Genomic DNA, 24,022 nt, shown 5'->3' with positions numbered 1-24,022 from the left:
ACCGCTAGGACAAATCCCGTCCGGCAGCGGGTTGTGGCTAACTCTGCAACTCGTCGAATTTATTGGTACAAAATCCGAGCGTCCGGAGCCGGCGACGCGAAGGAAAAATTGACGCAGCCCCGGTGGCGAGGCGGAACGGACCCCGGCAGCCGGAAGCCACCACCCGATCCGGACGTGGTCTGTTCAGTGGTCGAACGTGGGTCGTGTGTTCAGGAAGCCGACTTCGGCCGCATCTCGGCGAGCGCCTCGATCGTGTCGGGGTCGTGGTCGCGGATGCAGTCCACGCCGTTGCGCGCGAACTGGACCGCCGCGGCGAGCGCGGTCCGGCTGCGCTCGCGGTCGATGGCCCACGCCGCGTGGCGCACGAGCAGGGCGAGCTCCAGGGCCCGGCCGAGCGTGAGCGCCACCCGGCGGGCGCCCGCCTCGAGGCCGGCGCGGTCGGTGCCGTTCATCTCCTTGATCCACGCGCGCGCGTGGGACACCGCGCGCGACGCGGCCGTCTCCGCCTCGGCGAGCTTCGGCTCGACGACGCCCGTGAGGAGGCGCGCGACCTCCGCGGCCAGCACGTCGAGCGAGCTGTCCTTCAGGATCACGCGCAGGGCGTCGAGCGCGAGCACGTTCGTCGTGCCCTCCCAGATCGGGAGCACCTGCGCGTCCCGGAGCAGCCGCGGAAGGCCCGTGTCCTCGACGTAGCCCGCTCCCCCGAACGCCTCGAGCACCTCGCTCAGCACCGACACCGCCTGCTTCGCGGTCGTGAGCTTCGCGAGCGGGATGATCAGCCGCAGCAGCTTCGCCTCGGACTCGGTGAGCGACCCCGTCTCCTCGCGCCCGAGCAGCTCGATGGCCCGGAAGGTCAGGTGGAACGCCCCCTCGAACTCCGCCTGGAGCGCGGCGAGCGTGTCCATGTGGAGCGGCTTGTCCGCGAGCCGCGTGCCGAACAGCACCCGGCCCTGCGCGTAGGACCGCGCCAGCGCGAGCCCCCGGCGCATCCCCGCGATCGCGCTGACCGCGTTCCAGGTGCGCGTCACGTTGAGCATCGGCGCCACCGCGCGCACCCCGTTCGTCAGGCCCGCGACCGGCGTCCCGAGCACGCCCTCGAGCGCGAGCTCGGCCGTCGGGACCTTGCGGGTGCCGAGCTTGTCCTTGAGCCGCTGGATCACGACGCCCTCGCGGCGCGCCGCGTCCGCGAGCTCCACGTAGAACAGCGCGAGCCCCCGGCTGCCCTCCGGGTTGCCCTCGGGCCGCGCGAGCGCGAGCGCCATCTGCGACGTCGCGGCCGACGCGAACCACTTCGTCCCGTAGAGCCGGTAATCCCCGCCCGGCCCGGGCCGCGCCACGGTCTCGGTCATCCCCACGTCCGAGCCGCCGGTCCGCTCCGTCATCCACTGCCCCGATGTCCAGGCCGCCGCGGGGTCGCGGCTCGTCAGCCGGGGCACCGCGCGGTCGATCAGGGCGCGGTTGCCGCTCGCGAGCAGCGTCCGCGCCGCGCCGTCCGTCATGGCGAGCGGGCACGTGTAGATGTCGCTCGACGGATCGAACAGGTACACGAGCGCGAACTGGTGCACCCGCGAGAACGCGCCGTGCGCCCGCTCGTAGGCCGCCGCGACCACGCCGTGCTCGCACGCGATCCGCGCCGCCTCCTTCCAGAGCGGCGTCACCTCGACCTCGTCGACGCGCTTGCCCCACGCGTCGAACGACGTGAGCGTCGGCTCGTTCAGCCGGTCCGCGAGCTGCATGTGGTACAGGCGGCCGCCCGCGAGCTCGCCCATCTCGCGCAGCGAGGGCGTGATCGCCGCGGCCACCTCGCGCGGCAGCGCGCGCGCGAGGTACGACCGCAGCACCCGGTCGTCGTCGTACTGGTTCCCGAGCGTGGGGGGGTCTTGGTAGAAAGCCACAGGCCGACTCCTAGGTTGGTGCGCCGCGGCCCGGACGATCCGACACGGACGCGTGAGATCTCGCGCCGCGCTGAGGGCAGGTACGGCGACTCGCAGCCTCTGGACTCGAAGCTACTGAACCCATCGCGTCCGGTTCAACCACGAAGCCGAGCCCGCGTCGCGACGATGGAGCGAACGCTGAACCTCTGCTGTCAATTTCAACGTGACAGCCGATCCCTGCGGTGCAATGTGGTGCCCTGTCGCACGCGGATCCACGTGAAGAAGCGTCCCGATGCTGTTCTTGACTTCCCCGATGCACCAATGCATAGGACTGCCGGTGAAGCTCTCGAACAAGGGTCGCTACGGTGTGCGCGCATTGTTCGATATCGCGTTCCACAACGACGGGCGTCCGACCCAGATCCGCGAGATCTCGGAGAGGGAGCTGATCCCGGCCCGCTTCCTGGAGCAGATCTTCCAGGACCTGAAGAAGGCCGGGCTGATCAGCTCGAAGCGCGGCCCGCGCGGCGGCTACCACCTCGCGCGGCCCGCGAGCGAGATCAGCCTGGGCGACGTCGTGCGCGCCCTCGAGGGGCCGGTCGCGGTGATCGCGCCGGACGACGACGGCGACCCGGAGAGCGCGCCCCCCGACCCGCCCACGTCCGTGTTCCACGATCTCGCGACGGCGATCGAGCGCTGTTTCGACGCGGTGTCGATCGCGGACGTCTGCGAGCGCGGCGTCGAGCTCGGCGTGCGCCGCAAGGGGCGGCCGGAGCGATCGACCTACGTGATCTGAGCCCGAGACCCATGAGCCATCCCGACCCGACCGCCCCTTCCCCCGGCGTCCGCGGCAGCGCCGCGGCGGACGCGGGCGCCCTCCCGCCGCTGCCCTCGCACCCGCGCGTCGTCGAGAGCGTGCTCGACCTCGTGGGCGACACCCCGCTCTTCGAGATCCGCCGCGTCGACGCGGAGACGCCCCGCGGGCGCGTCTTCGGCAAGGCCGAGCAGCACAACCCGGGCGGCTCCCTGAAGGACCGGATCTGCCTCGCGATGATCGAGGGCGCCGAGGCGCGCGGGCAGCTCCGCCCGGGCCACGAGAGCGCTGGCGCGGGCGCCCGCGGCGTGGTGATCGAGCCGACCTCGGGGAACACCGGGATCGGGCTCGCGATCGTGTGCGCGGCCAAGGGCTACCGGTGCATCCTGACGATGCCGGCGAGCATGAGCCTCGAGCGTCGCCAGCTGCTCGAGGCCTACGGCGCCGAGGTCGTGCTCACCGAGCCCGAGCTCCAGATGGAGGGCGCCATCGCGAAGGCGCGCGAGCTCGCGGCCGAGATCCCGGGCGCGCTCATCCTGAGCCAGTTCGACAACCCCGACAACCCGCGCGTCCACGCCGAGACGACCGCGCGGGAGATCCTGCACGCCATGGCCGACCTCGACGCGCCCGGCCGGAGCCCCGGTCCGCGGCAGTCGCTGAAGATCGACGCGCTCGTGGCCGGGGTGGGCACGGGCGGCTCGGTGAGCGGCGTCGGGCGCGTGCTCAAGCGGGTGCGCCCCGCGACGCGCGTCATCGCGGTGGAGCCCGAGTCGTGCGCCACGATCTCGCGCGGCGAGCGCGGGCCCACGAAGATCCAGGGGCTCGCGGCGGGGTTCGTCCCCGCGAACTACGACCCGAGCGTCGTCGACGAGGTGCGCACGGTCAGCGATCGCGCCGCGTACGAGACGAAGGCGGCGCTCGCCCGGCAGGAGGGGTTGCTCGTCGGCATCAGCGCCGGCGCCGCGGTGCGCGTGGCGCTCGACGTCGCCCGCGAGCTCGGCCCGGACGCGAACGTCGTGACCGTCCTCTGCGACACCGGCGAGCGCTACTTCAGCCTCGACGAGTACTTCCGATGAGCGGCGGCGGCGGCGGCGCGGCGATCTCCGGGTGCGTGCTGCTCGTGGGCGCGGGCGGGATCGGCGCGCCCGCGGCGCTCGCGCTCGCCGCGGCCGGCCTGCGCGAGCTCCGGGTCGCCGACGACGACGAGGTCGAGATCACCAACCTGCACCGGCAGATCCTGTACGACGACGACGACATCGGCCGCCCGAAGCTCGACGCCTTCGCCGAGGCGCTCCGCCGGAGGTTCCCCGCGCTCCGCGTCGACCGCCGCTACGGCCGCTTCACCCCGAGCTCGGCGGCCGCCCTGCTGCCCGGCGTCTCCGTCGTCGTCGACGCGACCGACAACTTCGCCACCCGGTTCCTCCTCGCAGACGTATGCCACCTCACGCGCACGCCGGTGGTGCACGCCGCCGCGATCCGCTGGCGCGCGACCGTGATGGCGGTGTCGGGCGCCGGGGGCCCTTGTTACCGCTGCCTCTTCGAGGACCTGCCGACCGGCGACGCGCCGAGCTGCGCGACGGCCGGGGTCGCGGGCCCGGTGTGCGGGGTCGCGGGCGCGATCGCGGCCGACCGGGCGCTCGCGATCCTCGCGGGCGACGCCTCGGTGTACGGCCGGATCGCGACCTACGACGGCCTCGCGGACGTGCTGCGGAGCGTCCCCGTGGCGGCCCGGCCCGCCTGTGCGTTATGCGGGGACCGCGCCGCGATCTCGACCATCGACGCTTCGCGCTACGTCACCGCGTGCGCTGACGGGGACCGCGGAGGCGGCGCCCCGTCCCACCTCAACACTGGAGATCAAGACCATGGCTGACACCGCGACCATCCGCATTCCGACGCCGCTCCGCACGCTCACGGGCGGGCAGGACGAGGTCAAAGCCGCCGGCGGCACCGTCGGCGAGATCATCGAGAACCTCGAGCAGAGCTACCCGGGCATCCGCGACCGGCTGCTCGACGAGAAGGGCGTGCGGCGCTTCGTGAACATCTTCGTCGGCGACGAGGACATCCGGTTCCTCGACGGGCTGAAGACGCCCGTGAAGGGCGGCGATCACATCGCGATCGTGCCGGCGATCGCCGGGGGCTGAGGTGGACGACCCGCGCTACCTCCGCCAGGTGCTGCTCGCGGAGATCGGCCCGGAGGGGCAGGCGAGGCTCGGGGAGGCGACGGCGCGTGTGCTCGGCGGCGCGTCGCTCGAGCACGAGGTGGCGGAGCGCTACGCGCGCGGCGCCGGCTTCGGCGCGCTCGCGGAGGGCGCGATCGACGTCGCCGCGCTCGCGCCCCGGGAGCTCGTCGCCGCGCCGGCCGCGAGCGCCGTGCTCGCCGGGGCGCGCGCGGCGCTCGCCGAGATGCGGGCCGCGCTCGCGGTCGGCAGGCGCGCCGCCCCGGCGGGGGCGCGGCCGGAGGGCGGGGAGGAGGGCGGGCCGTCGTGAGGCACTCGCTCGTCCGCTCCCGCCGGATGGCGTCGGTCGTCGACGCCGTGGGCGACACGCCGCTCGTGCGCCTCGCGCGCGTCGGCCGCGAGGCGCCCTCGGTCGAGGTGTACGCCAAGCTCGAGTTCTCGAACCCCGGCGGCTCCGTGAAGGACCGCGCCGCGCTGCGCATGATGACCCGCGCCGCCGCGGACGGCCGCCTCACGAGCCAGAAGACGCTCATCGACTCGACGAGCGGCAACACCGGCGTGGCCTACTCGCTCTTCGGGGCGGCGATGGGCTTCAAGGTGGCGCTCGTCATGCCGTCGAACGTGTCCAAGGCGCGCAAGGACATCGCGCGCGCGTTCGGCACGGAGCTCATCTTCAGCGATCCGATGGAGGGCTCCGACGGCGCGATCCGCCTCGTGCGCGAGCTGGTCGCGAAGGATCCGGAGAGGTACTTCTACCCGGACCAGTACTCGAACGAGGACAACCCGCTCGCCCATTACCACGGCACCGCGCGGGAGATCCTCGAGGCGGTCGGCGACCGGATCACGCATTTCGTGGCCGGGGTCGGCACGAGCGGCACCATCGTCGGGACGAGCCGGCGGCTGCGCGAGCACCGGCGGCCGATCCGCTGCATCGCGGTCGAGCCCGCGGACGCGCTGCACGGGCTGGAGGGGCTCAAGCACCTGCCGAGCTCCCTCGTGCCCGCGATCCACGACGAGGGCGCGTACCACGAGACGATGCGGATCACGACGGAGCAGGGCTGGGACATGTCCGACCAGCTCGCGCGCGAGGAGGCGCTGCACGTCGGCCACTCGGGCGGCGCCGCCGTGTTCGCGGCCGTCGAGGTGGCGAAGCGCCTGCACCGCGAACAGCAGGGCGGGTGTGTGGTCGCGATTGTCCCGGACCGGGGCGACCGCTATTTTGCGCCCATGAAATGGGAGAAGCGATACGTATGGTGATGTCGCACCCGTGGACCACCGGTGGGGTGGTCTTGAAGGCGAGTGTGCTCAAGGCGGTCGAGGAGGAGGCGCTCGCGGGGTATGCGCGTGACGAGGAGGCGTGCGGGTACCTGAAGGGGCCCGCGGGCGAGCCGCTGCTCTGCGACGAGCATGTCCGGATGGAGAACATCGCGAACAAGCTCCACGCCGTCGATCCGGAGCGGTACTTCCGGACGGCGCGCACGTTCTTCGACTTCAACGGCAAGCGCTTCTCGGATGCGGTCGAGCGGGGGGCCGCGGAGGGCCGCCCGGTCAAGGTGCTGTACCACTCGCACCTCGACGCCGGCGCCTACTTCAGCCCGACCGACGCCGCCATGATGAGCGGCGGCGAGCCGCCCGCCGAGGAGGGCGGCCAGATCGTGATGGGGCCCGGCCCCGCGTTCCCGCTCGCGTTCCTCGTGACCAGCGTGCGCGGCGGCTCCGGCGAGGGGCGCCCGGAGGGCAAACCCTCGATCGCCGAGCACCGCCTCTTCGTGTGGGACGGCGCCGCGTTCGTCGCGTCGACGTTCTCCGTCGTCGAGTGAACCGAACCGCCCGCCGTCCTCGCTTCCAGCGTCACGTGCAGGGGATCCGATCCCGATGGCCCAGCGCGGCCGAGTCTCTTCCAGTCACTTGATCATCGAAGGAGTTGCCTAAAATGTCAGGTTTTGTTGTCTGGTTCACCGGTTTGAGCGGCGCGGGCAAGAGCACGCTCGCGGCGATGCTCTCGGCCGAGCTCCGCGCCCGTTCGGTCCACGTGGAGGTGCTCGACGGCGACGAGGTGCGCACGAACCTCTCGAAGGGCCTCGGGTTCTCCAAGGAGGACCGCGACACGAACATCCGGCGGATCGGATATGTGGCCAAGCTCATCTCGCGGTCGGGCGCGTGCGCGATGACCGCGGCCATCAGCCCGTACAAGGCGATCCGCGACGAGCAGCGGGCCCAGATCCCCCGCTTCGTCGAGGTGTACTGCTCGTGCGCGATCCCGGTGCTCGCCGAGCGCGACGCGAAGGGGCTCTACAAGAAGGCGCTCGCCGGCGAGATCAAGAACTTCACGGGGATTGACGATCCGTACGAGGCGCCCGAGAACGCCGAGGTGGTCGTCCACACGGACAAGGAGACCAAGGAGGAGAGCCTCGCCAAGATCCTCGCGAAGCTCGAGGAGCTCGGGTACGTGCCGCGCCGCGGCGCCGCGGTCGCGGTGTCCGGCGCGGCGGCCGCGGGCGCGGCCGCGGGCGGCGCCCGCGGGCTCATCGCCCCGCACGGCGGGGAGCTCGTGAACCGGTGGGCCGAGGGCGCGGAGAAGGCGTCGCTCGCGGAGCGGGCGAAGGGGCTTCCGGCGATCGAGCTCGACGAGCGGACGGAGAGCGACGTCGAGATGATCGCGATCGGCGCGTTCTCGCCGCTGCGCGGCTTCATGAACTCGAAGGACTACCTGCGCGTCGTGCGCGAGATGCGGCTCGAGAGCGGCCTGCCGTGGTCGATGCCGATCACGCTCGCCGTCTCGGAGCAGGCGGCGGAGGGGATCCGCGTGGGCTCGGAGGCGGCGCTCCGCGCGCGCGACGGCCGCATCGTGGCGGTCATCGAGGTGAACGACAAGTGGCGGCCGAACAAGGAGCTCGAGGCCCAGGAGGTGTTCCGGACGACCGAGACGAAGCACCCGGGCGTCGCGTACCTGATGAGCACGGGCCCCGTGTATATCGGCGGCGAGATCCGCGTGCTCGAGCGGCCGATCGAGTCGCCGTTCCCGGCGTACGACCGCGGCCCGGCGGTGACGCGGGCGTACTTCGCCGAGAAGGGCTGGCGCCGCATCGTCGGGTTCCAGACGCGGAACCCGATCCACCGGGCGCACGAGTACATCACCAAGACCGCGCTGGAGATCTGCGACGGCCTGATGATCCACCCGCTCGTCGGCGCGACGAAGTCGGACGACATCCCCGCGGACGTGCGGATGCGCTGTTACGAGGAGCTCATCGCGAAGTACTATGTGAAGGATCGCGTGCTGCTCTCGATCTACCCGGCGGCGATGCGCTACGCGGGGCCCCGCGAGGCGATCTTCCACGCGCTCGCGCGCAAGAACTACGGCTGCTCGCACTTCATCGTGGGGCGCGATCACGCCGGCGTCGGCAGCTACTACGGCACGTACGACGCGCAGGAGATCTTCAATGCCTTCAGCCCCGGCGAGCTCGGCATCGTCACGCTCAACTTCGAGAACGCGTTCTACTCGACGGTGGTCGGAGCGATGGCCACCGCGAAGACGGCGCCGGGCGACGCGTCGACGCAGGTCAACCTGTCCGGGACGAAGGTGCGCGAGCTGCTCCAGCGGGGCGAGCTGCCGCCGCCGGAGTTCTCCCGCCCGGAGGTCGCGCGCATCCTCATCGAGGCGATGCGCACGTCGTCGTAGGCCCGGAAGCCTGATGGCGGCGGCGCGCGGCGTCGTCGAGCGCGCCCGCCGGGCGGGCGTCGACGCGCCCGACGCGCCGCGCGGCCCGCGCGACCAGCGCGACCAGCGCGCGCCGCGTGGGCAACGCGGCGCGGCCGCCGCGTTGTCCCTCCTGACCGCGCTCGCCGGGCTCTCCCTCGGGGGGCCGGCGCGCGCGGACCTCAGCGACGACGCCGCGCGGCTCGCGCGGATGTGGTCGCTCTCCGGGGCGCGCGTTGCGCGGCTGCCCCCGATCTTCGTCGAACACGGTCGCGCCCGGGTCGTGGCGGTGCCTGCGCCGCCGCGCGCCGGCGCGCCCGCCGCAGCCGGCGCGCCCGCCGCGGCGGGCAGGGCCGGCGGCGCGCCCGCCGCGGCCTCCGGTCGCGGCGCCCGCAGCGCAGGCGGCGCGAGCGTCACGCCCGGAGGGCGCGGCGGGCAGGGCACGCCGGAGGACGAGTGCCTCACCGTCGCGTTCGTCGCGTCGCGCATCGTGGAGTTCACGCTGGAGCCCGAGGCGCCGGCCGGCGACCTCTCCGCCCTGGAGGACCTCGTGCACCGGCTGCGGGGCGAGGACGGCGAGAGCGAGCGCCGCGTCCCCAGCGTCGCCGGGGCCGCGACGATCACGCGGTGCGGGCCCGCGCGCGAGGGGCTGCGCCGCGTGGTGGTCGACGTGCTCTCGCCGCGCGGCGCCTTCGACGTCGTCGTCGCGGCCTCGAGCGGCCCGCCCGAGCGCATCGCGTCGATCCTCCCGGAGCGGGTGTTCGGTCCGGTCGCGCCGCGCGGCGATCCGGGCCGGCCGGCCGAACCCGGCCCGATCGATCCGCGGATCGCGCGGGCCGCGCGCCGCGCGCGCGCGGAGGGGGCCGCGCGGGTCGTGCAGACGGACCTGCGCGCCTCGGTCGTCGGCACGGGGCAGTTCTCGGTCAAGCTCGCGGAGGGCTGCCACCGGCTCGATCTGCTGGCCGAGGTCCCGACCGCCACGGTGCGCCGCGCGACCGATCTCGACGCGGAGGCGCGCGAGGTGGGCACGGGGCGGGTGCTCGACCGCGACCGGTCCGACGCGCCCGACGCGCGGCTCGACTTCTGCCTCGGCGAGCCCGCGATGGTGGAGGTGCCCTTCCTGGGCGCCGCGGGGCCGGTGAAGGTCGTGCTCTCCGACGCGATGTGGCCGATGCCGACGCTCGTGCCGGGCCACTTCGGCGCGCGCGCCCGCGGCGGCCTGGCCGCCGCGCTGCGCCGCCGCCGCGCGCCCGAGCCCCGCGCGCAGCCGATCGCCGAGGCCGTCGGCGCGCAGGGCGACACGCTCGTCCCCGTGCAGGTCGAGCCGGGCCGCTGCTACTTCGCGGCGGCGGCGGTGGCCCGGGGCGAGCCGCGCGGGCTGCGCATCTCCGCCGAGATCGGCGACCGCGCCGCGCGCGACGACGCGGGCGAGCACGGCGAGGGCGCCGGCGTGGCGTTCTGCTCCGAGATCGAGGAGAGCGCGGCCCTCCGCGTGTCCGCGCGGGGCAGCGCGCCGGTCTGGGTCCTCGCGGTCTGGCCGATGGACTGACGCCGGCCGCGGCGATTGACGCGTTAGCGACGGCTTACGTGTTGTCGGCGCCGCCTGGGCGGCGGCTGCCGCCTTCAGCGGGGCTCCCCGCGGTCAGCGGCGGCTCACTCCGTCGCGCTGCGGCGCCTTCGCGCTTCGCCGGGTCACCTGCTCCGACCTCGGGCCGGCCACGGCGCCCGACTGCGCCCGCTCCGGCAGGAGCTGGCGGAGCTGCCAGGCCTGGAGGAACGCGCGCCGCTCCGCGTCCCGCAGCGCCTGCTGGTGCTGGCCCATCATGAACGCCGGCACGACGAGCATGAACAGCGTCGTCAGCGTCAGCGCCGTCATCGTCGGGATCTTCGAGTGCGCGACGGCCTGGGGCAGGATGATCATCGCGCCCTCGCTGAACTCGTACGACCGCGGCACGAGGCCCGCGTACTCGACCCACACGGCGGCCAGCAGCGCGAGGCACCCGGTCACGACGATGGCGACGCGGTACGCCGTCCTGTACGTGAGCGAGTTGCCGTAGGTGAAGATCACGAGCAGCATCGGCATGAAGAGCAGCGGCCCGAAGCCGCGCCCGATGCACAGGAAGCTGAGCACGTTGAAGACGAACCCGGCGTAGGCGTACCACTGCGCGGACGGGCGGTGGACGACCCGGATCGCGACGAACTTCATCAGCGCCGCGAGGGCGGTGAAGCCGAGGATGAAGCCGAAGATCTTCCAGTCCCGGACGCCCAGCCACAGCGCGGCCACCGCCGTCGCGATCGCGGTCGCGAGCAGCTCGGCGCGGATGCCGGCGTGGAGCTGGAGCCGGTGCCGCGCCGCGGCCGCCGCGTCCAGCTCGGCGAGGACCTCCTGCGGCATCTCGCGCGGCGGCTCGGTGAGGATGCGCCGGAGCGTCTCGAGGGCGCGCTCGTTGGACGGGTCGAGGGCGAGCGCCTGGCCGACCTCGCTGAGCAGCGTCTTGCGGGCGCTCTCGGCGTCCTGCCCGCCGGCGAGCGCCTGCAGCACCTTCTCCTCGGCCATGCCCGCGTGCCGGGCGGCGAGGTCGCGGCGCAGCTCGACGTCCCGGTCGCCGTCGAGGAACCCCTCGACGGCCTCGTAGAGCGCGCGCGCCGACGGGTAGCGGTCGGCCGGGTCGCGCCGCGTCGCCCGCACGCAGATCGCGTCGAGCTCCGGGGGCACCTCGCGCTCGGGCGCGCGCACCGACGCCCGCGCGTCGGCGCCGTGGATCAGCGAGTCGAGCATCTCGCTGCGGTCCTTCTTCGGGTGCAGCGGCTTCAGCGTGAGCAGCTCGAACAGGATGGAGCCGAGCGAGTACACGTCGCTGCGCGGGTCGAGCGTGTCGACGCACCCCTGCGCTTGCTCCGGCGACATGTACCCGAGCGTCCCGAGCACGTCGCCCGGGATGGTCCGCGTGCTCATGGGATCCTCGCCCATGTCGAGCGTCTGGAGCGGCGTGTCGATGAGCTTCGCGACGCCCCAGTCGAGCAGGTACACCTCGCCGAAGTCGCCCAGCATGATGTTGGCGGGCTTGAGGTCGCGGTGGAGCACGCCGCGGGAGTGCGCGAAGTCCACGGCGAGGCAGATGGAGGAGAACGCGGTGAGCAGCTTGCGGCGCGAGAAGCTCTGCACGGCCGCGGCGTCGCCCTCGCGGAGCTCGTTCAGGATCCTCGCCAGCGTGAGGCCCCGGAGGCGCTTCATCGTGAAGTACGCCGAGCCCTTGGGGTCGACCCCGAGGTCGTAGACGGGCACGATCGAGGGGTGCTCGAGCTGGCCCTGCACGCGGGCCTCGCGGATGAAGCGGTGCCGGAGCGTGGCGTCGCCCTGGTGCTCGGCGCGGATGACCTTCATCGCCACGTCGCGGCCGATGCGGCGGTCCCGGCAGAAGTGGACCTCGCCCATGCCGCCGACGCCGAGCAGCGAGCGCACCTCGTAGCGCGGGTCGTCGCCGGTGAGCTCCGAGAGCTCCGCGCGGGCGCGCCCGGGGTTCACGGGCGTCGGGCTCTGGCCGTGGGGATCCCCGCCCTTGCCGCGAGATTTTCGCATCTCGGGGAGCTGCTCGAGCGTCTCGAAATCGTCGTCGAACAGAGCCATTGGCCTTCGGGAAGCCAGGCTCGGTCACGCCGTGGCAGCAAAACCCCACACCGGCAGGGCTCCGCGCGACGACCCTCGACCTCGACAGACGGCCGCGAGCAGCATTGCGGGTTGCTGGGCTTCCTTGAACGCAGGATCTCGTATCGGGAGGTGATGTCAACGGGGTGCTGCATCGATGGAAAAGGGCGAGCAGGGCGCGAGCGAGGCCCGCCGACGACGCCGCGCCCTGCGCAGCAGGTGCGACCGCGCGGCCGGTGCGACGCAGAACACCAAGCCAGAGCACGCATCGCCGCGCTCGTGAGGTGAAGGTGCGAGGATGCGCGAGCGGGCAGTGTGCTGCCGGCGCGCGTCGGTCTGCGGCAGCGGAGGTGTGATGGCGGCGCAGCGTGAGCGCCTGCGCCGTGATCGTCCTACAGGGCGACGCGGCGGATCGCGTGTCCGGTCTGGGCGAGCGCGTGGCCCATGCCCGCCTGGAGGTCGCCGAGCACGGTGATCCCGCCGAGGTCGACCTCCAGGTGCGCGAGGGTCCGGGCGATCGCGGGCGAGATGCCGACGAAGACGCTGCGCGCGCCGAGCAGCCGGAGCGCGCTCGCGGCGCGGACGAGGTGCGCGGCGATCGCCTCGTCGACGACCGGGACGCCGGTGAGATCGACGATCACGTGCCCGGCGGCGTGGCGCTCGACGGCGGACAGGAGCGCCTCGACGATGTGGCTGCTGCGGGCCGCGTCGATGTGCCCCACGAGCGGCAGGATCAGGATGCCGCGGTGGATCGGCAAGACGGGCGCCGACATGGCGATCATGGTCGCGAACAGCTGCTCCTGGCGGGCCAGGGCGGCCCTGAGCTCCGCCTCCGTCTTCTGGAGCGCCGCCTCGGCCTGTTTGCGATCGGTGATGTCGATCAGCACGGAGAGCAGGCCGATCACCTCGCCGTTCACGTCGCGGCGGGGGATGTGGCTCTCCATGGTCCAGAGCGGGGTGCCGTCCGCGCGGGACCCGAGCAGCTCCACATTCCTGCGCGGCGCGCCGGCGGTCATGGTGAGCTCGTCGTTCTCCACGTAGGTGCGCGCCGTCTCGGGCGGGAAGAGCTCGAAGTCGTTCTTGCCGAGGATCTGGCGGGACGAGAGCCCGAACGTCTCGGTGAACGCCTTGTTGGCGATGAGGAACCGGTGCTCGCGGTCCTTGAGGGACACGATGGCAGGGAGCTCGTCGAGCAGCGCGGACTGCTCCACGAGCCGCTCACGCAGCGTGGCTTCCCGGTCCCGCAGCGCGGCGACCTGCCCCTCGAGGTCCGCGACCCGACGCCGCAACGCGGCGAGTTCGTCCTCCGGCGCGGCGCTGTCCTCGGGGTCGTGGTTCATGGGCCGGCGGGTGGGCGCCCCGCGCGAGGCTAGGAGACCAGAGCCCGCAAGGGTGTCAAGCCCCCGGCGAGGCGGCGCCGCGGTGGGAGCCGCGCGCCGTCGCTGCGCTGTCGCGGGCGGGGACCAGGCCCGAGGCGCGGGCTCAGCGCGCTTCAGCGCTCTTCAGCGCGCTTCAGCGTCCGAGCAGCGCGAGCAGGGTCTTCTTGTTGGTGAGGCCGACGTGCGTGCCTGCAGGCTCGCCGTTCCGGAAGGCCATCACGGTCGGCAGGCTGCGGATCGCGAACCGCTGCGCGGCCGCGGGCGACTCGTCGACGTCGAGCTTGACCACCTTGACCTGGCCCGCCGTCTCGTCGGCGATCTCGTCGACCACGGGCGCGAGCCGCTTGCAGGGGCCGCACCAGGAAGCGGAGAAGTCCACGAGCACCGGTGTGTCCGTCTGCAGGACCTCCTTGTCGAAATTCAGATCGTTGACCTCGACGACGTTCTTGCTGGCCATGACGTTGTCCTTTCCGTGCGTGTCGGGGATGGGTCGGTCTCTGGCTGCGCTGCGATTGCGGTGCGCCGGCGCGACGCCGGCCTGCGAGACAGCCACCCTCGCACGAACTGTTATAAGTCTGGTTTCAGTTTGCGCCAGGGGCCGATCCCCGGCCGTCGCGGCGGCAGCGCGGCGCGCGCGGCGCGCGCAGCCGCTCAGCCGCGGCTGGACGCGGTCAGCCGGCCCTGGGCGGCGCCGGCCGGCCGAGCCGCTGCGCGCGGAGCGCGATGTCGGCCACGGTCTTCTCGGAGAGGCCGCGCAGCAGCCCGGCGTTGGCCGCCTCGGCGACCTCGTCGAAGGCCCGCCGGATCCCCGCGCCGATCGGGCACTTCGCGTTGGGCTCGCAGGGGCTCGGCGCGATGGCGCCGTCCGGCTCGACGGCCGCGTACACGTCGCTCAGCCGGATCGCGCTCGCGGGCCGCGCCAGCCGGTAGCCGCCCGCGCGGCCCTCCCGCGCCTCGATGATCCCCGCCTGCGACAGCCGGGCGAGGATGCGCCGCAGGAACGCCGGGTTCGTGTTGATGCTCGCCGACAGCGCGTCGCTCGCGCAGCTCTCGTCGACCTGCGCCTGCGCGAGCAGCGCGAGCGCGTGCGTGGCGATGGCGAAGCGACCCGAAGACATCGAGGGACCCCCGAGCGGAACTGTGCGCTTCGAGGTAGCAGTTCGTCAAGGCGCCGGTCAGGGCGCGCTGGGCGAGGTGCGGGTCAGGGCGCGCCGGGCGAGGTGCGGGTGAGCACGAGGGCGTCGCCCTTGCCGGCCGCGAGCCGGAGCTCGATCGAGGCGGGGACGGGCGCCGCGCCCGCGCAGCGGCTGTCGGAGACGACGTGGCGGGCGCGGGCGAGCGAGCTCTCGCCCGTCGAGGTGTCGACGAGCCGCAGGTCGACGCCCGCGCCCTCGGCGTCGAGCGCCGCGATGACCTCGGCGCAGGTGTTGGCCGGGATCTGGAGCGGGAGGATCTTGAGGCGGGCCGAGTCGAGCGCGACGGTCTGCGCCCCTGCGGCGGCCGAGGCGTCGACGAGGCCGACCGCGGCGAGGCGGCCGAGCAGGCGCGCGGCGGCGAGCGGGTGGGCGACGAGCGCCGGCGGGGCCTTGGGCTCCTTGCGGACCTCGACGGCGAAGGGGCCGGGCTGGGCCATCGACTCGACGTCGAGGCGGGCGTGGCCGCCGGCGCCGCAGGTGAAGAGCGTCGCGCGGGCGCCGCCCCGGGCGCGGCCGAGCAGGGCGTGGGCGTCGCTCCAGAGCTCGGCGAGCACGTCGGCGAGCGGCCTGCCGGCGAGCACGTCGATCCGGGCGCAGCCGGCCGGCAGCTCGATCGGGAGCGTCGTGCGGCTGCCGAGCCGCGCGGCGCCGGTCGACACGCGCGGCGCGCCGTAGCCCCGGCCCGCAAGCGCGCGGTCGTGGGCCGCCCGCACCTCGGCGAGCTCGCGGCCCTCGGTGACGCGCTCGATCGGGGTGGCGCCGGAGATCTCCGCCTCGGCGCCCGGCTGCGACCGGCCGATGACCACGGCCACGAGGCCCTGGGTGCCGCGCGAGCGGACCGCGATCGAGAGCTCGAAGGAGACGGTCGCGCACAGGACCAGCTCGCGATCCTGGCCGCGCTCGCGGGCGCGCGCGACGATCCTGCCGGTCTCGTCCTCGGCGACCACCTCGAGCGAGGCGACCTCGTCGCTCGGCGAGACGAGCACGTCGAGGCAGCGGCCGCCCTCCAGGGTGGCGCCGATCCGGCTCGCGGTCCGCGAGCCGACGGGCAGCGCGATGCGCCGGACGTCCTCCCAGCGCGCGCCGATCGCGCCGCGGTGCGCCCTGACCTTCGCCTCCAGGCCGGGCCACGACTCGAGGCGGCCGCTCTCGTCGTCCTTGCCGCGCGCGCCGACGGCGCGGGCGACCGCCTCGGCCGCCTCGACCGGCACGCTCTGCACGCCGACGCTGACCGCGCCCGCGCCGGACATGACCCGCGCCATGACGTAGAGCCGCCGCGGGTGTGGCGGGCAGACGAGGACGGACGCGCGCGCGTCGGCGGCCTCGTCCGTGGAGAAGGCGCTGCCGTCGTCCTCGAAGGCGAAGAGGTCGACGTCGCCGATCGTGGGCGAGACGCGCGCCATCGCGAGCATGCACTCCCGCGCGGGCACCTCGACGAAGGCGCCGAGGCGGTCGCCGTCGGACACCATGTCGGCGCCGAGGACCCGGAGCGGGCCCGCGCCCGCCAGGGCGGCGCGCTCGGCGTCCCTCCCGAGCAGGGTGTTCCCGTCGATGCGATCCGGGAGCGCGCGCAGCGCCTCGGGGGCCGGCGCGCCGGCCTGGGCGGGCGCGCCGATGCGGCAGGCGGGCAGGGCCGTGAGCAGGGCCGCGAGGGCGAGGGCCGCGCGGGCGAGGGCCGCGCGGGCGGGCCGGGGAGAGGGCGCGGGCGAAGGCAAGGGCGCGAGGTGTCCGGGACGCAAGGTCGTGGGCTCGTCGGGGCGCTTGAGCGAGACAGCAGGTTCTACTTCAGGGCGGCCGCGGCATCCAGGGCGCGCCCTCCGGGGATCGGCGCGCGCGTCAGGCGTCGGCCGCGCCTCAGGCGTCGGCGCGCGCGTCAGGTGTCGGCGCGCGCCTCCAGGCGTCGGCCGCGCGTCGGCCGCGCGTCGGCGCCCGCGTCGGCCGCGCGCCTCAAGCGTCGGTCGACTCCGCGCAGAGCCGCCCGAGCGTGCGGACCGCGTGCTCGATGAGATCCGAGAACGGGTAGCCGCAGTTCACCCGGATGTAGTTCGAGAACCGGTGCTTGGCCGAGAAGATCGGCCCCGGCGCGACGCTGATGCCGTGGTCGAGCGCGCGCTCGTTCACGGCGAGCGCGCTCGTGCCGGGCGGCAGCTCGACCCAGAGCACGAAGCCGCCCGCGGGGCGCGAGACGCGGGTGCCGGCGGGGAAGTGCTCGGCGATCGCCTCGCTCATGCGGGCGACCTGGGAGGCGAGGCGGCGCCGAAGGGCGCGCAGGTGGTGGTCGTACCCGCCGTTCTCGAGGAACTCGGCGATCGCCATCTGCGGCAGCGTCGCGCTCGCCACGCTCTGCGCGAACTTGAGCTGCTCGACCTCGTCGCGGAAGCGGCCGGGCGCCGTCCAGCCGACGCGGTAGCCGGGGGCCATCGTCTTCGAGAACGACGAGCAGAGCATGACGAGGCCCTTGCGATCCCACGCCTTGGCCGGGCGGGGGCGGACGTCGCCGAAGTGCAGGTCGCCGTAGATGTCGTCCTCGATGAGCGGGATCTCGCGGCGCGCGAGCATCGCGACGAGCCGCTCCTTCGCCTCGTCGGGCATGGCGCTGCCGAGGGGGTTGTTGAAGTTCGGGATGGCGAAGACCGCCTTGATGCGGTGGCGGCCGAGCATCTCCTCGAGCACGTCGAGGTCCATGCCCGTGCGGGGGTGCGACGGGACCTCGAGCGCCCGGATGCCGAGGCTCTCGATGAGCTGGAGGAGGCCGTAGTACGCCGGCGACTCCAGCGCGACGGTGTCGCCGCGGCGCGCGACGGCGCGCAGGCAGAGGTGGAGCGCCTCCATGGCGCCGACGGTGGTGACGATGTCGTCCGGGGAGAGCGCGCAGCCCCACTCGACCGAGCGCCGGGCGATCTGCCGCCGGAGCGCCGGCAGGCCGGGCGGCGGGTCGTAAGCGACGCCGGCGCCGCCGGCGCCGCGCGCGATCGCGGCGAGGATGCGGTTCAGCTTGTCGGTGGGCAGGAGGTCGGGGCTCGGGCACGCGGCGCCGAACGGGACGATGTGCGGGTCCCGGCAGGCCCGGTAGACCTTCGAGACGAGGCTCTTCACGCTGACGCGCGTGGCGGTGTTGCTGGCGCGCGCGGCCCGCGGCTCGGGCAGCGCCGAGACCCGGCGGGCGCGGACGTAGTGGCCCGACTGCGGGCGCGCCTCGATGAGCCCGCGGTTCTCGAGCTGCAGGTACGCCTGCAGCACGGTCGCGACGCTGACGCCCTGCTGCCGGCTGAGCCGCCGCACCGACGGGATCCTGTCGCCGGGCCGGAGCGTGCCGCGCGCGATCAGGTCGGCGATGTGCGCGGCGACGCGGTCGTAGAGGTGGGCCTCGTCCTGCTGCTCGATGGGCGCCTGCACGAGGGGACATTGTACAGCCGGCCGGGCGCTGCGGTACCAGCACAGCGAGCGGGCGGCGAGACCAGCACAGTCGGGGTTTTCCGGAACTGTGCTGGCCTCAATGCGGGGAGCACTGCCTCTGTGCCGGTCGAGCGGGCGGACCCAAGCTCCCGGCATGGAATTGACCTCACTTGTATCGGAGGCGCGGTCGCGCCTCCAGGGTACGGCGCGTATGGCGCGCACGGCGCGTATGGCGCGCTCGGCGCGGATCGAGCTCGGGAAGGGGGGCCTGTGGACGCACCGGCTCCAGGGCGGCCCGCTGCTCCTGAGCTGTACCGCGGGCTCGGTGTGGGTCACCCGCGAGGGGGATCCCGACGACGTGGTGCTCGAGGCGGGGAGCAGCTATGGAGGGGCCGGGCGCGGGCTCCTCGTGGTCGAGGCGCTCGAGCCGGCGCAGATCGCAGTGGCGGCGGGCGAGGCAGGGAAGACGGTGCGCGCGGCGCTCGATCGGGCGCGGGGGAGCTGGCTCGTGCTGCTCTCGCTCGCGGCGGTGTACCTGATCTGGGGCTCGACGTACTTCGCGATGGCGGTCGCGCTGGAGACGCTGCCGCCGTTCCTGCTGGCGGGGGCGCGCTTCACGGTGGCCGGCGCGCTGCTCTACGGGGCGCTGCGGCTGCGCGGGGCGCCGCGGCCGACGCCGCGGCAGTGGGGCGCGGCGGCGCGGGTCGGGGTGCTGCTGCTCGTCTGCGGCAACGGGTTCGTCGTCGTGGCGCAGCAGTGGGTGAGCTCGGGTGTCGCGGCGGTCGTGGTCTCCACGGTGCCGCTCTGGGTCGCGCTGATCACGACCGTGCAGGGCGCGCGCGGCGCGCGCGGCGCGTCGACGGCGGGCTCGGCGGGCGCGGCGGTGTCGCGGGGGGAGTGGGTCGGGCTCCTCGTGGGGTTCGCGGGCGCGGCGCTGCTCCACGCCGGGGGCGCCCTCCACGCGGAGCACGCCGGGGCGCTGCTCATCCTGCTGGCGCCGGTGTCGTGGGCGCTCGGCTCGGTGTACAGCCGGTCGCTGCCGCTGCCGGAAGGGCCGATGGCCGTCGCGGCGGAGATGCTGGCGGGCGGGGCGGTGATGCTCGGGATCAGCGCGCTCTCCGGGGAGCACCTCGCGGGAGGGGCGTCCGCGCGGTCGCTGCTCGCGCTGGGGTACCTGGCGGTGTTCGGGTCGATCGTGGGCCTCAGCGCGTACACGTTCCTGCTCAGGAACACGCGGCCGGCGATCGCGACGAGTTATGCGTACGTGAACCCGATCGTGGCGATCTCGCTCGGGATCTGGCTCGGGGGGGAGCGCGCGTCCGCGGCGACGTGGGCGGCGGCGGCGATCATCGGCGTGGGGGTCGTCATCGTGTCGAGGGCGCGGCCGGGGCGGTAGCGGCCGGGGCGGGAGGGGAGGGGGATCCCAGCCGAACACGCCGGCGGGGGGGCCGCGCTCGCCGACGTGGCGCGGGCGGGCGCTGGCCAATCGGCAAGACCGGGGCGAGGGAGCTCGCGCTGAGAACACCACCCGGCATGTCTCGCTTCGGGCCACGCCAGCGGAGACGTTGTGTTGCGCGCCACATGAGGCGCGCCTGGGACGTGGAGCCACCTGGGGGCTTATGGCACCTCGCTCGGTGCTCGGCGCGCCCGCCCGCGCCACGTCGGCGAGCGCGGCCCCCCCGCCGGCGCTTGCGTTGGTATCGAGAAGGGGAGCGCGGGGGCTGCGGGCGATGGGGGGAATTGCCGTGCGCCGGGGAGGGAGAGGCCTCGGCGGTAGGCAATGAGAGAGACGCCGTGTAGTGTGCGCTGCCAGGAGGCGAGTAAATGAAGAGAGGTCACCGGCTGCTCGGATGGGCGCTGCTCCTTTCGGGCGCGACCTCGGCGTGCAGCGGCGCGGTCGGGGCGGCGGGGGGAGAAGGGGCGGGCGGGGGCACGACGAGCGTATCCTCGGGGGGAGGAGCCGGCGGCAGCGGGGAAGGGGGCGGCGGAGGGGGAGCGGGCGGCGGAGGGGGGCACGTCCAGGTGGAGGAGTGCCCAGGGCTGCTGACCGGAATCGTCGAGCCGACGCTGGTCACCGACGTGTTCAGCGGCAGCGAGGACTTCGCCTTCAACGGACAAGGCTATATCGTCGCCAAGCAGGGATCGAACCTCATCCGCTATGCCTCCACGGGACAGACATCCAACTTCGCGTACCTGCCAGGGAACGTGCTCGGGCTGCGGTATCGGGCCGACGGGACCCTCGTGGCAGCGCGGCCGAACGAGGGCGCCGTCGTCCAGATCTCGACGTCGGGCATCGTCAGCGACTACGTGGACGGGCTCGCGGAGCCAAACGGACTCTCGCCAGACGCGGAAGGCAACGTGTGGGCGACGGAGCGCGCCGGCAACCGGGTGATCCGGCTCAAACCGGACGCCACCGTCGAGGTGATCGCGAGCGGGGCTCCCGAGGTGAACCGGCCGAACGGGATCGTCTTCGATCCAAGGCGGCGGGTCATTTTTTACACGAACACGGCCGCGGGCGAGATCCGGAAGATCGATGTCGCCGCGCCGGGCGAGCCGCCGTCGCTCGTGACCGCCGTGCAGGGGGCCGCGCTCGAGGGGCTCGCCCTCGATTCATGCGGTCACCTCTACGCCGTCGATAGCGGGGGGGCGCGGCTCTACCGCGTGCGGCTCGACGCCGGCGGCGACGCCGCAGGGGAGCCGGAGCTCCTGGCGAGCTTTCCGACGGGGGTCGCCAACGCGCAGTTCGGATCAGGCCCCGGCTTCGACGCGAAGACCCTTTATGTCGGCGGCGCGCAAGGCGCCATCTACGCGGTCCGCGCCGGGATCAACGGCGCGCCGGTCCCGACGCCGCCGCGAGCGCCCTGATGAGCGCCGCGGCGACGCGCCGAGCACGGCGCGCCGGAACGGGCGCTCAGCGGGCGCCTTCGGCCGCGGCGACGTCGCCCTTCTTGAGCTTGCCCTGGAGATCGCCGAGCTTGCCGGCCGTCCGCTCGAGCGCGCGCGCCGCGCCCTCGAGCGCGACCTTGCCGTAACCGATGGCCACCTCCGCCCATGACGTCCCCAGCCCGCGCAGCGCCTCGACGACCGCCGCTGCCTTGGCCGCAGGCCCGGAGGCGCTCGACTCAGCCTGCCCCGCCTGGGCGGCGGTCCCGTTTACGCTGTTCTCCGCCCTGGGTTCCGTGATGCTCTGGGTCTCACTCATGATCTACCTCCCTCGTCGGGTTGTCCCCCCGCGATCGCCGCGGACGTCCCGAGATGATGAATCGCGCCCAGGGCCCCCGTGCTCCGCGCGTCGCCCGCTGCCGCGGGCCCGCTGGACGCGATGTGCACTGGAGCGAGGGACCCCCGCGGCGTGACCATGCCCGCGAACGAAGCCGCGATCGCAGCGTCGCTGAAGCACGGTCACGTCGCGGCCACACTGTTACGACGCGATGCGTTATCTGTCAAGGCGCGATGTCGCTTTTGTTGCAGTCGCTTTTCGGTCGGTTGTTTGATGAGGACATGCGGCGGTCGCCGCGTTCGCTCAGCAGATCAGTCAGGAAGGAGTTTCCCTATGTCGCTCGTGCGCTGGAACGAAGCCGCGCCTTCGAGGTTCTTGCGGCTCCTTGTTGTGCTGCTGCTGCTGGCGATCCCCTCGCCGGCCCTGGGGCAAGCAGCCGCCGAGCCTCCGCCGGCGGCCCCTCCGGGCGGGGCGTCCGGGCCGAGCGCGGCGCCCCGCTCGGCGGCGCCTGCGTCGAGAGACGCGGGGCCGACGTCGTTCGCGCCCGATTCGTGGGCAGGGCAGCTGGAGACGCTCTCTCGCTGGGTCGAGCAGCGCCGCGGGCCGGGGCGGTGCACCGAGCGATGTTATGCGCTCGATCGGCTGCGCATCACCGGGGTCGTGGGGGAAGGGGCGCTCCAGTTCGAGCTCACCGGCGGCGTGCTCGCGGACGGCCCCGTGGCCGTGCCGCTCTTCGGGCCGCCGGCGCACGTGCGCGTCGAGGCCGCGCTCGACGACGGCAGGCCCGCGTCGCGCCGCGAGGCCGCGCCGATCAGCTTCGAGGGGGACCATTACTACCTCTGGACGGCGGCGCGCCGCTTCGTGCTCCGGGGCACGCTGACGCTCGACGGCGACCTCACGCTCGTCATCCCCGGACCGCTGAACGCGCTCGAGGCCGACGTCACGGGCGGCACGGTCGCGGAGGGCGCGCGGCTCTCGGGGCTCTCGGGGGCGACGCTCCACTTCAGCCCCGACGGGGGCGCGGCGGCGCAGAGCGCCGGGCCGACGGTCTTCCAGCTCTCGCGCGCGGTGCGGGTGGGGCGGGAGATCGGGTTCGAGTACCGGCTCGTCCTGCGCTCGGGCAACGATCTCGGCGTCGTGCGCCTGCCGCTCGCGTTCGGGGAGAAGGTGCTCGACGTCTCCGGGGCGGGCGGCTTCCGGGTCGAGGGCAGCGAGCTCGTGCTGCCCACCTCGGGCCGCGCCGCGGAGGTGACCATCACGGGCACGCTCCCCAAGGTCGGCACCTTCACGCCCGACCCGCGCTCCGCCTACGAGTGGTGGCTGTTCGAGTCCGACGCGGAGCACCGCCTGACCGTGAAGGGCGACGCGCGCCAGGTCGACGCGGCCGAGTCGCCGATCCCGCAGACGCAGGCGACGTCGCGGCTCCTGCTCGTGCAGCGAGGGCAGCGCGTCGAGGTCGCCGTCGAGCCGCTCGCGAGCGTCGAGGTGCTCGCCGCGGTCGTGCGCGGCCACCGGCGCACCGTGGTCCTGACCGAGCGCGGCGACCTCGTCGCCGACGACGCGCTGACCTACGAGAACAGCGGCATCGACTACCTGAACTACGCGCCCGGGGGGAGGCCGATCTACCTCGCAACCGACGCGAAGGCGCAGCGGATCATGCACCAGGGCGCGGCCGCGGAGGAGATCCTCGTGCCGCTGCAGACCGGGAGCCACACGCTCCAGGTGCAGTCGCTGACGCAGGCGGCGGTGCGGCCGCTCGGCGGCACGATGGAGCTGCCGATGCCGAGCTACCCGCTCACGGCGAGCCAGGTGGCCCTCACGGTCGGGCTGCCCGAGCGCGTGGTGCCGCTCGCGCTGCTCGGCGGCGACCGGCCGGTGTGGTTCGCGGACGCGGGCGACGCCGTCGCGGTGGTGCTCGGCTTCGTGGCGGCGTGGATCGCGGTGCGCCCCCGCGCGGCGCGGGGGCGCGGGGGCCTCGTTTCGCTGCGCGCGCTCGGCGGGGTGGTCCTCGCCGGGCTGTGGTTCCTGTCGCCCGCCCTGTACGTGGCGCTCCTGGTCGGGCTCGCGACCGCGGTGGCGGCGTGGTTCGCCGCGCGGCTGCTCCGGGGGGCGGGCCGCGCCGTCGCGCTCGTGGTGCTGGTCGCGGCGGGCGGCCTGGCGCTCTTGATCGGGCTGTTCGCGCTCTCGGTGTCGCGCGGTTCGAGCGTGGCGGAGTCGTCGTACGACGCCAGCGTGGCATCGGCGCCCGCGGCCGTGAGCAGGAAGGACAACAAGGAGGGCGGCGGGGGCAGCGCCCTCGCGCCGGGGGGCGCCGTGCTGGAGGGGGTGACGCCGGTCGCGCTGTCGCTCCCGAGCTCCGCGAGGAGCCTCTACGTGAGCCGCGAGCTGGTCACGCGCGATCGCGCCTTCCGGCCCGTGCTCGTCTACACGACGGCCTCGGCGCTCGCGCCGCTCGTGCTCCTCTGGCTGGCCGGGGCGGCGCTCCTCCTCGCCGCGCACCGCGCGCCGCTCGCGGAGATCTACCGCCGCGCGGCGGTGCGGCTCGCGCGCAGGCCCGAGGACGACCCTCCGCAGGGCAGCGGCGGCGCGAGGCCCGGCGCCGCGCCCGCGGCGCGGTGAGGCGGCG

Annotated in this window: 20 protein-coding genes; 12 read left to right on the top strand and 8 right to left on the bottom strand. The window is 74.0% G+C overall.

Going from position 1 to position 24,022, the window contains the following annotated elements:
- Nucleotides 1–209: 209 nt before the first annotated feature.
- Nucleotides 210–1,895 carry an acyl-CoA dehydrogenase family protein gene (locus WMF43_RS32840; protein WP_437670862.1) on the bottom strand — a complete coding sequence of 562 codons (1,686 nt, stop codon included), beginning with the start codon at nt 1,893–1,895 and terminating at the stop codon, nt 210–212.
- 316 nt (nt 1,896–2,211) lie between these two features.
- Between WMF43_RS32840 and WMF43_RS32835 the strand changes: the two genes are divergently transcribed.
- From WMF43_RS32835 to WMF43_RS32795, 9 genes are all read left to right on the top strand, one after another.
- On the top strand, nt 2,212–2,667 hold the full coding sequence (locus WMF43_RS32835) for an RrF2 family transcriptional regulator (protein WP_437670860.1): 456 nt from the start codon (nt 2,212–2,214) through the stop codon (nt 2,665–2,667).
- Nucleotides 2,668–2,678: 11 nt separating this feature from the next.
- Nucleotides 2,679–3,761: a PLP-dependent cysteine synthase family protein gene (locus WMF43_RS32830; RefSeq protein ID WP_437670858.1), complete on the top strand. Its 1,083-nt coding sequence runs from the start codon at nt 2,679–2,681 to the stop codon at nt 3,759–3,761.
- Nucleotides 3,758–4,555: a HesA/MoeB/ThiF family protein gene (locus WMF43_RS32825; RefSeq protein WP_437670856.1), complete on the top strand. Its 798-nt coding sequence runs from the start codon at nt 3,758–3,760 to the stop codon at nt 4,553–4,555. Before WMF43_RS32830 ends, WMF43_RS32825 begins: the two co-directional genes overlap by 4 nt.
- Nucleotides 4,548–4,826, top strand: coding sequence for a MoaD/ThiS family protein (locus WMF43_RS32820; protein WP_437670854.1), 279 nt, complete (start codon nt 4,548–4,550; stop codon nt 4,824–4,826). The genes WMF43_RS32825 and WMF43_RS32820 overlap by 8 nt, the downstream gene beginning before the upstream one ends.
- A gap of 1 nt (nt 4,827) precedes the next feature.
- Nucleotides 4,828–5,172, top strand: coding sequence for a hypothetical protein (locus WMF43_RS32815; RefSeq protein WP_437670852.1), 345 nt, complete (start codon nt 4,828–4,830; stop codon nt 5,170–5,172).
- Entirely contained in the window at nt 5,169–6,119 is a 951-nt protein-coding gene (locus WMF43_RS32810) for a PLP-dependent cysteine synthase family protein (protein WP_437670850.1), read from the top strand. The genes WMF43_RS32815 and WMF43_RS32810 overlap by 4 nt, the downstream gene beginning before the upstream one ends.
- Nucleotides 6,113–6,682, top strand: coding sequence for a Mov34/MPN/PAD-1 family protein (locus tag WMF43_RS32805; RefSeq protein WP_437670848.1), 570 nt, complete (start codon nt 6,113–6,115; stop codon nt 6,680–6,682). The genes WMF43_RS32810 and WMF43_RS32805 overlap by 7 nt, the downstream gene beginning before the upstream one ends.
- Nucleotides 6,683–6,795: 113 nt before the next feature.
- Nucleotides 6,796–8,541, top strand: a complete 1,746-nt coding sequence (gene sat, locus WMF43_RS32800) for a sulfate adenylyltransferase (RefSeq protein WP_437670846.1) — start codon at nt 6,796–6,798, stop codon at nt 8,539–8,541.
- Between the two features lie 13 nt (nt 8,542–8,554).
- Complete coding sequence (locus WMF43_RS32795; protein WP_437670844.1) at nt 8,555–10,108, top strand: hypothetical protein; 1,554 nt, start codon at nt 8,555–8,557, stop codon at nt 10,106–10,108.
- Between the two features lie 93 nt (nt 10,109–10,201).
- On the opposite strand, the gene WMF43_RS32790 is transcribed toward WMF43_RS32795, so the two are convergent.
- The 6 genes from WMF43_RS32790 to WMF43_RS32765 form a co-directional block, all read right to left on the bottom strand.
- Complete coding sequence (locus WMF43_RS32790; protein WP_437670842.1) at nt 10,202–12,187, bottom strand: serine/threonine-protein kinase; 1,986 nt, start codon at nt 12,185–12,187, stop codon at nt 10,202–10,204.
- A 410-nt stretch (nt 12,188–12,597) separates the two neighbouring features.
- Nucleotides 12,598–13,545 carry an STAS domain-containing protein gene (locus WMF43_RS32785; RefSeq protein ID WP_437670840.1) on the bottom strand — a complete coding sequence of 316 codons (948 nt, stop codon included), beginning with the start codon at nt 13,543–13,545 and terminating at the stop codon, nt 12,598–12,600.
- Between the two features lie 172 nt (nt 13,546–13,717).
- Entirely contained in the window at nt 13,718–14,041 is a 324-nt protein-coding gene (gene trxA, locus WMF43_RS32780) for a thioredoxin (RefSeq protein WP_437670838.1), read from the bottom strand.
- A gap of 214 nt (nt 14,042–14,255) precedes the next feature.
- A complete protein-coding gene (locus WMF43_RS32775) occupies nt 14,256–14,702 on the bottom strand; it encodes an Rrf2 family transcriptional regulator (RefSeq protein WP_437670836.1) in 447 nt (148 codons plus the stop codon).
- 83 nt (nt 14,703–14,785) lie between these two features.
- Nucleotides 14,786–16,519: a hypothetical protein gene (locus WMF43_RS32770; protein WP_437670834.1), complete on the bottom strand. Its 1,734-nt coding sequence runs from the start codon at nt 16,517–16,519 to the stop codon at nt 14,786–14,788.
- A gap of 208 nt (nt 16,520–16,727) precedes the next feature.
- Entirely contained in the window at nt 16,728–18,176 is a 1,449-nt protein-coding gene (locus WMF43_RS32765) for a PLP-dependent aminotransferase family protein (RefSeq protein WP_437670832.1), read from the bottom strand.
- Between the two features lie 211 nt (nt 18,177–18,387).
- Between WMF43_RS32765 and yedA the strand changes: the two genes are divergently transcribed.
- Nucleotides 18,388–19,572: a drug/metabolite exporter YedA gene (gene yedA, locus WMF43_RS32760; RefSeq protein WP_437670830.1), complete on the top strand. Its 1,185-nt coding sequence runs from the start codon at nt 18,388–18,390 to the stop codon at nt 19,570–19,572.
- Between the two features lie 428 nt (nt 19,573–20,000).
- Nucleotides 20,001–21,041, top strand: a complete 1,041-nt coding sequence (locus WMF43_RS32755) for an SMP-30/gluconolactonase/LRE family protein (RefSeq protein ID WP_437670829.1) — start codon at nt 20,001–20,003, stop codon at nt 21,039–21,041.
- 46 nt (nt 21,042–21,087) lie between these two features.
- Here the strand turns inward: WMF43_RS32755 and WMF43_RS32750 are convergent, their stop codons facing one another.
- Nucleotides 21,088–21,378 (bottom strand): hypothetical protein, encoded by a 291-nt coding sequence (locus WMF43_RS32750; protein WP_437670827.1) that lies wholly within the window; start codon nt 21,376–21,378, stop codon nt 21,088–21,090.
- A 351-nt stretch (nt 21,379–21,729) separates the two neighbouring features.
- On the opposite strand from WMF43_RS32750, the gene WMF43_RS32745 reads away from it, so the two are divergent.
- Complete coding sequence (locus tag WMF43_RS32745; RefSeq protein WP_437670825.1) at nt 21,730–24,015, top strand: hypothetical protein; 2,286 nt, start codon at nt 21,730–21,732, stop codon at nt 24,013–24,015.
- Nucleotides 24,016–24,022 lie beyond the last annotated feature (7 nt).

The sequence above is a fragment of the Sorangium sp. So ce131 genome (genome assembly GCF_051519095.1).
In the GTDB taxonomy this organism is placed as follows: Bacteria; Myxococcota_A; Polyangia; order Polyangiales; family Polyangiaceae; genus Sorangium.
Note: the sequence above shows the minus strand (reverse complement) of the source record. Positions and strands in the feature narration are given on the sequence as shown.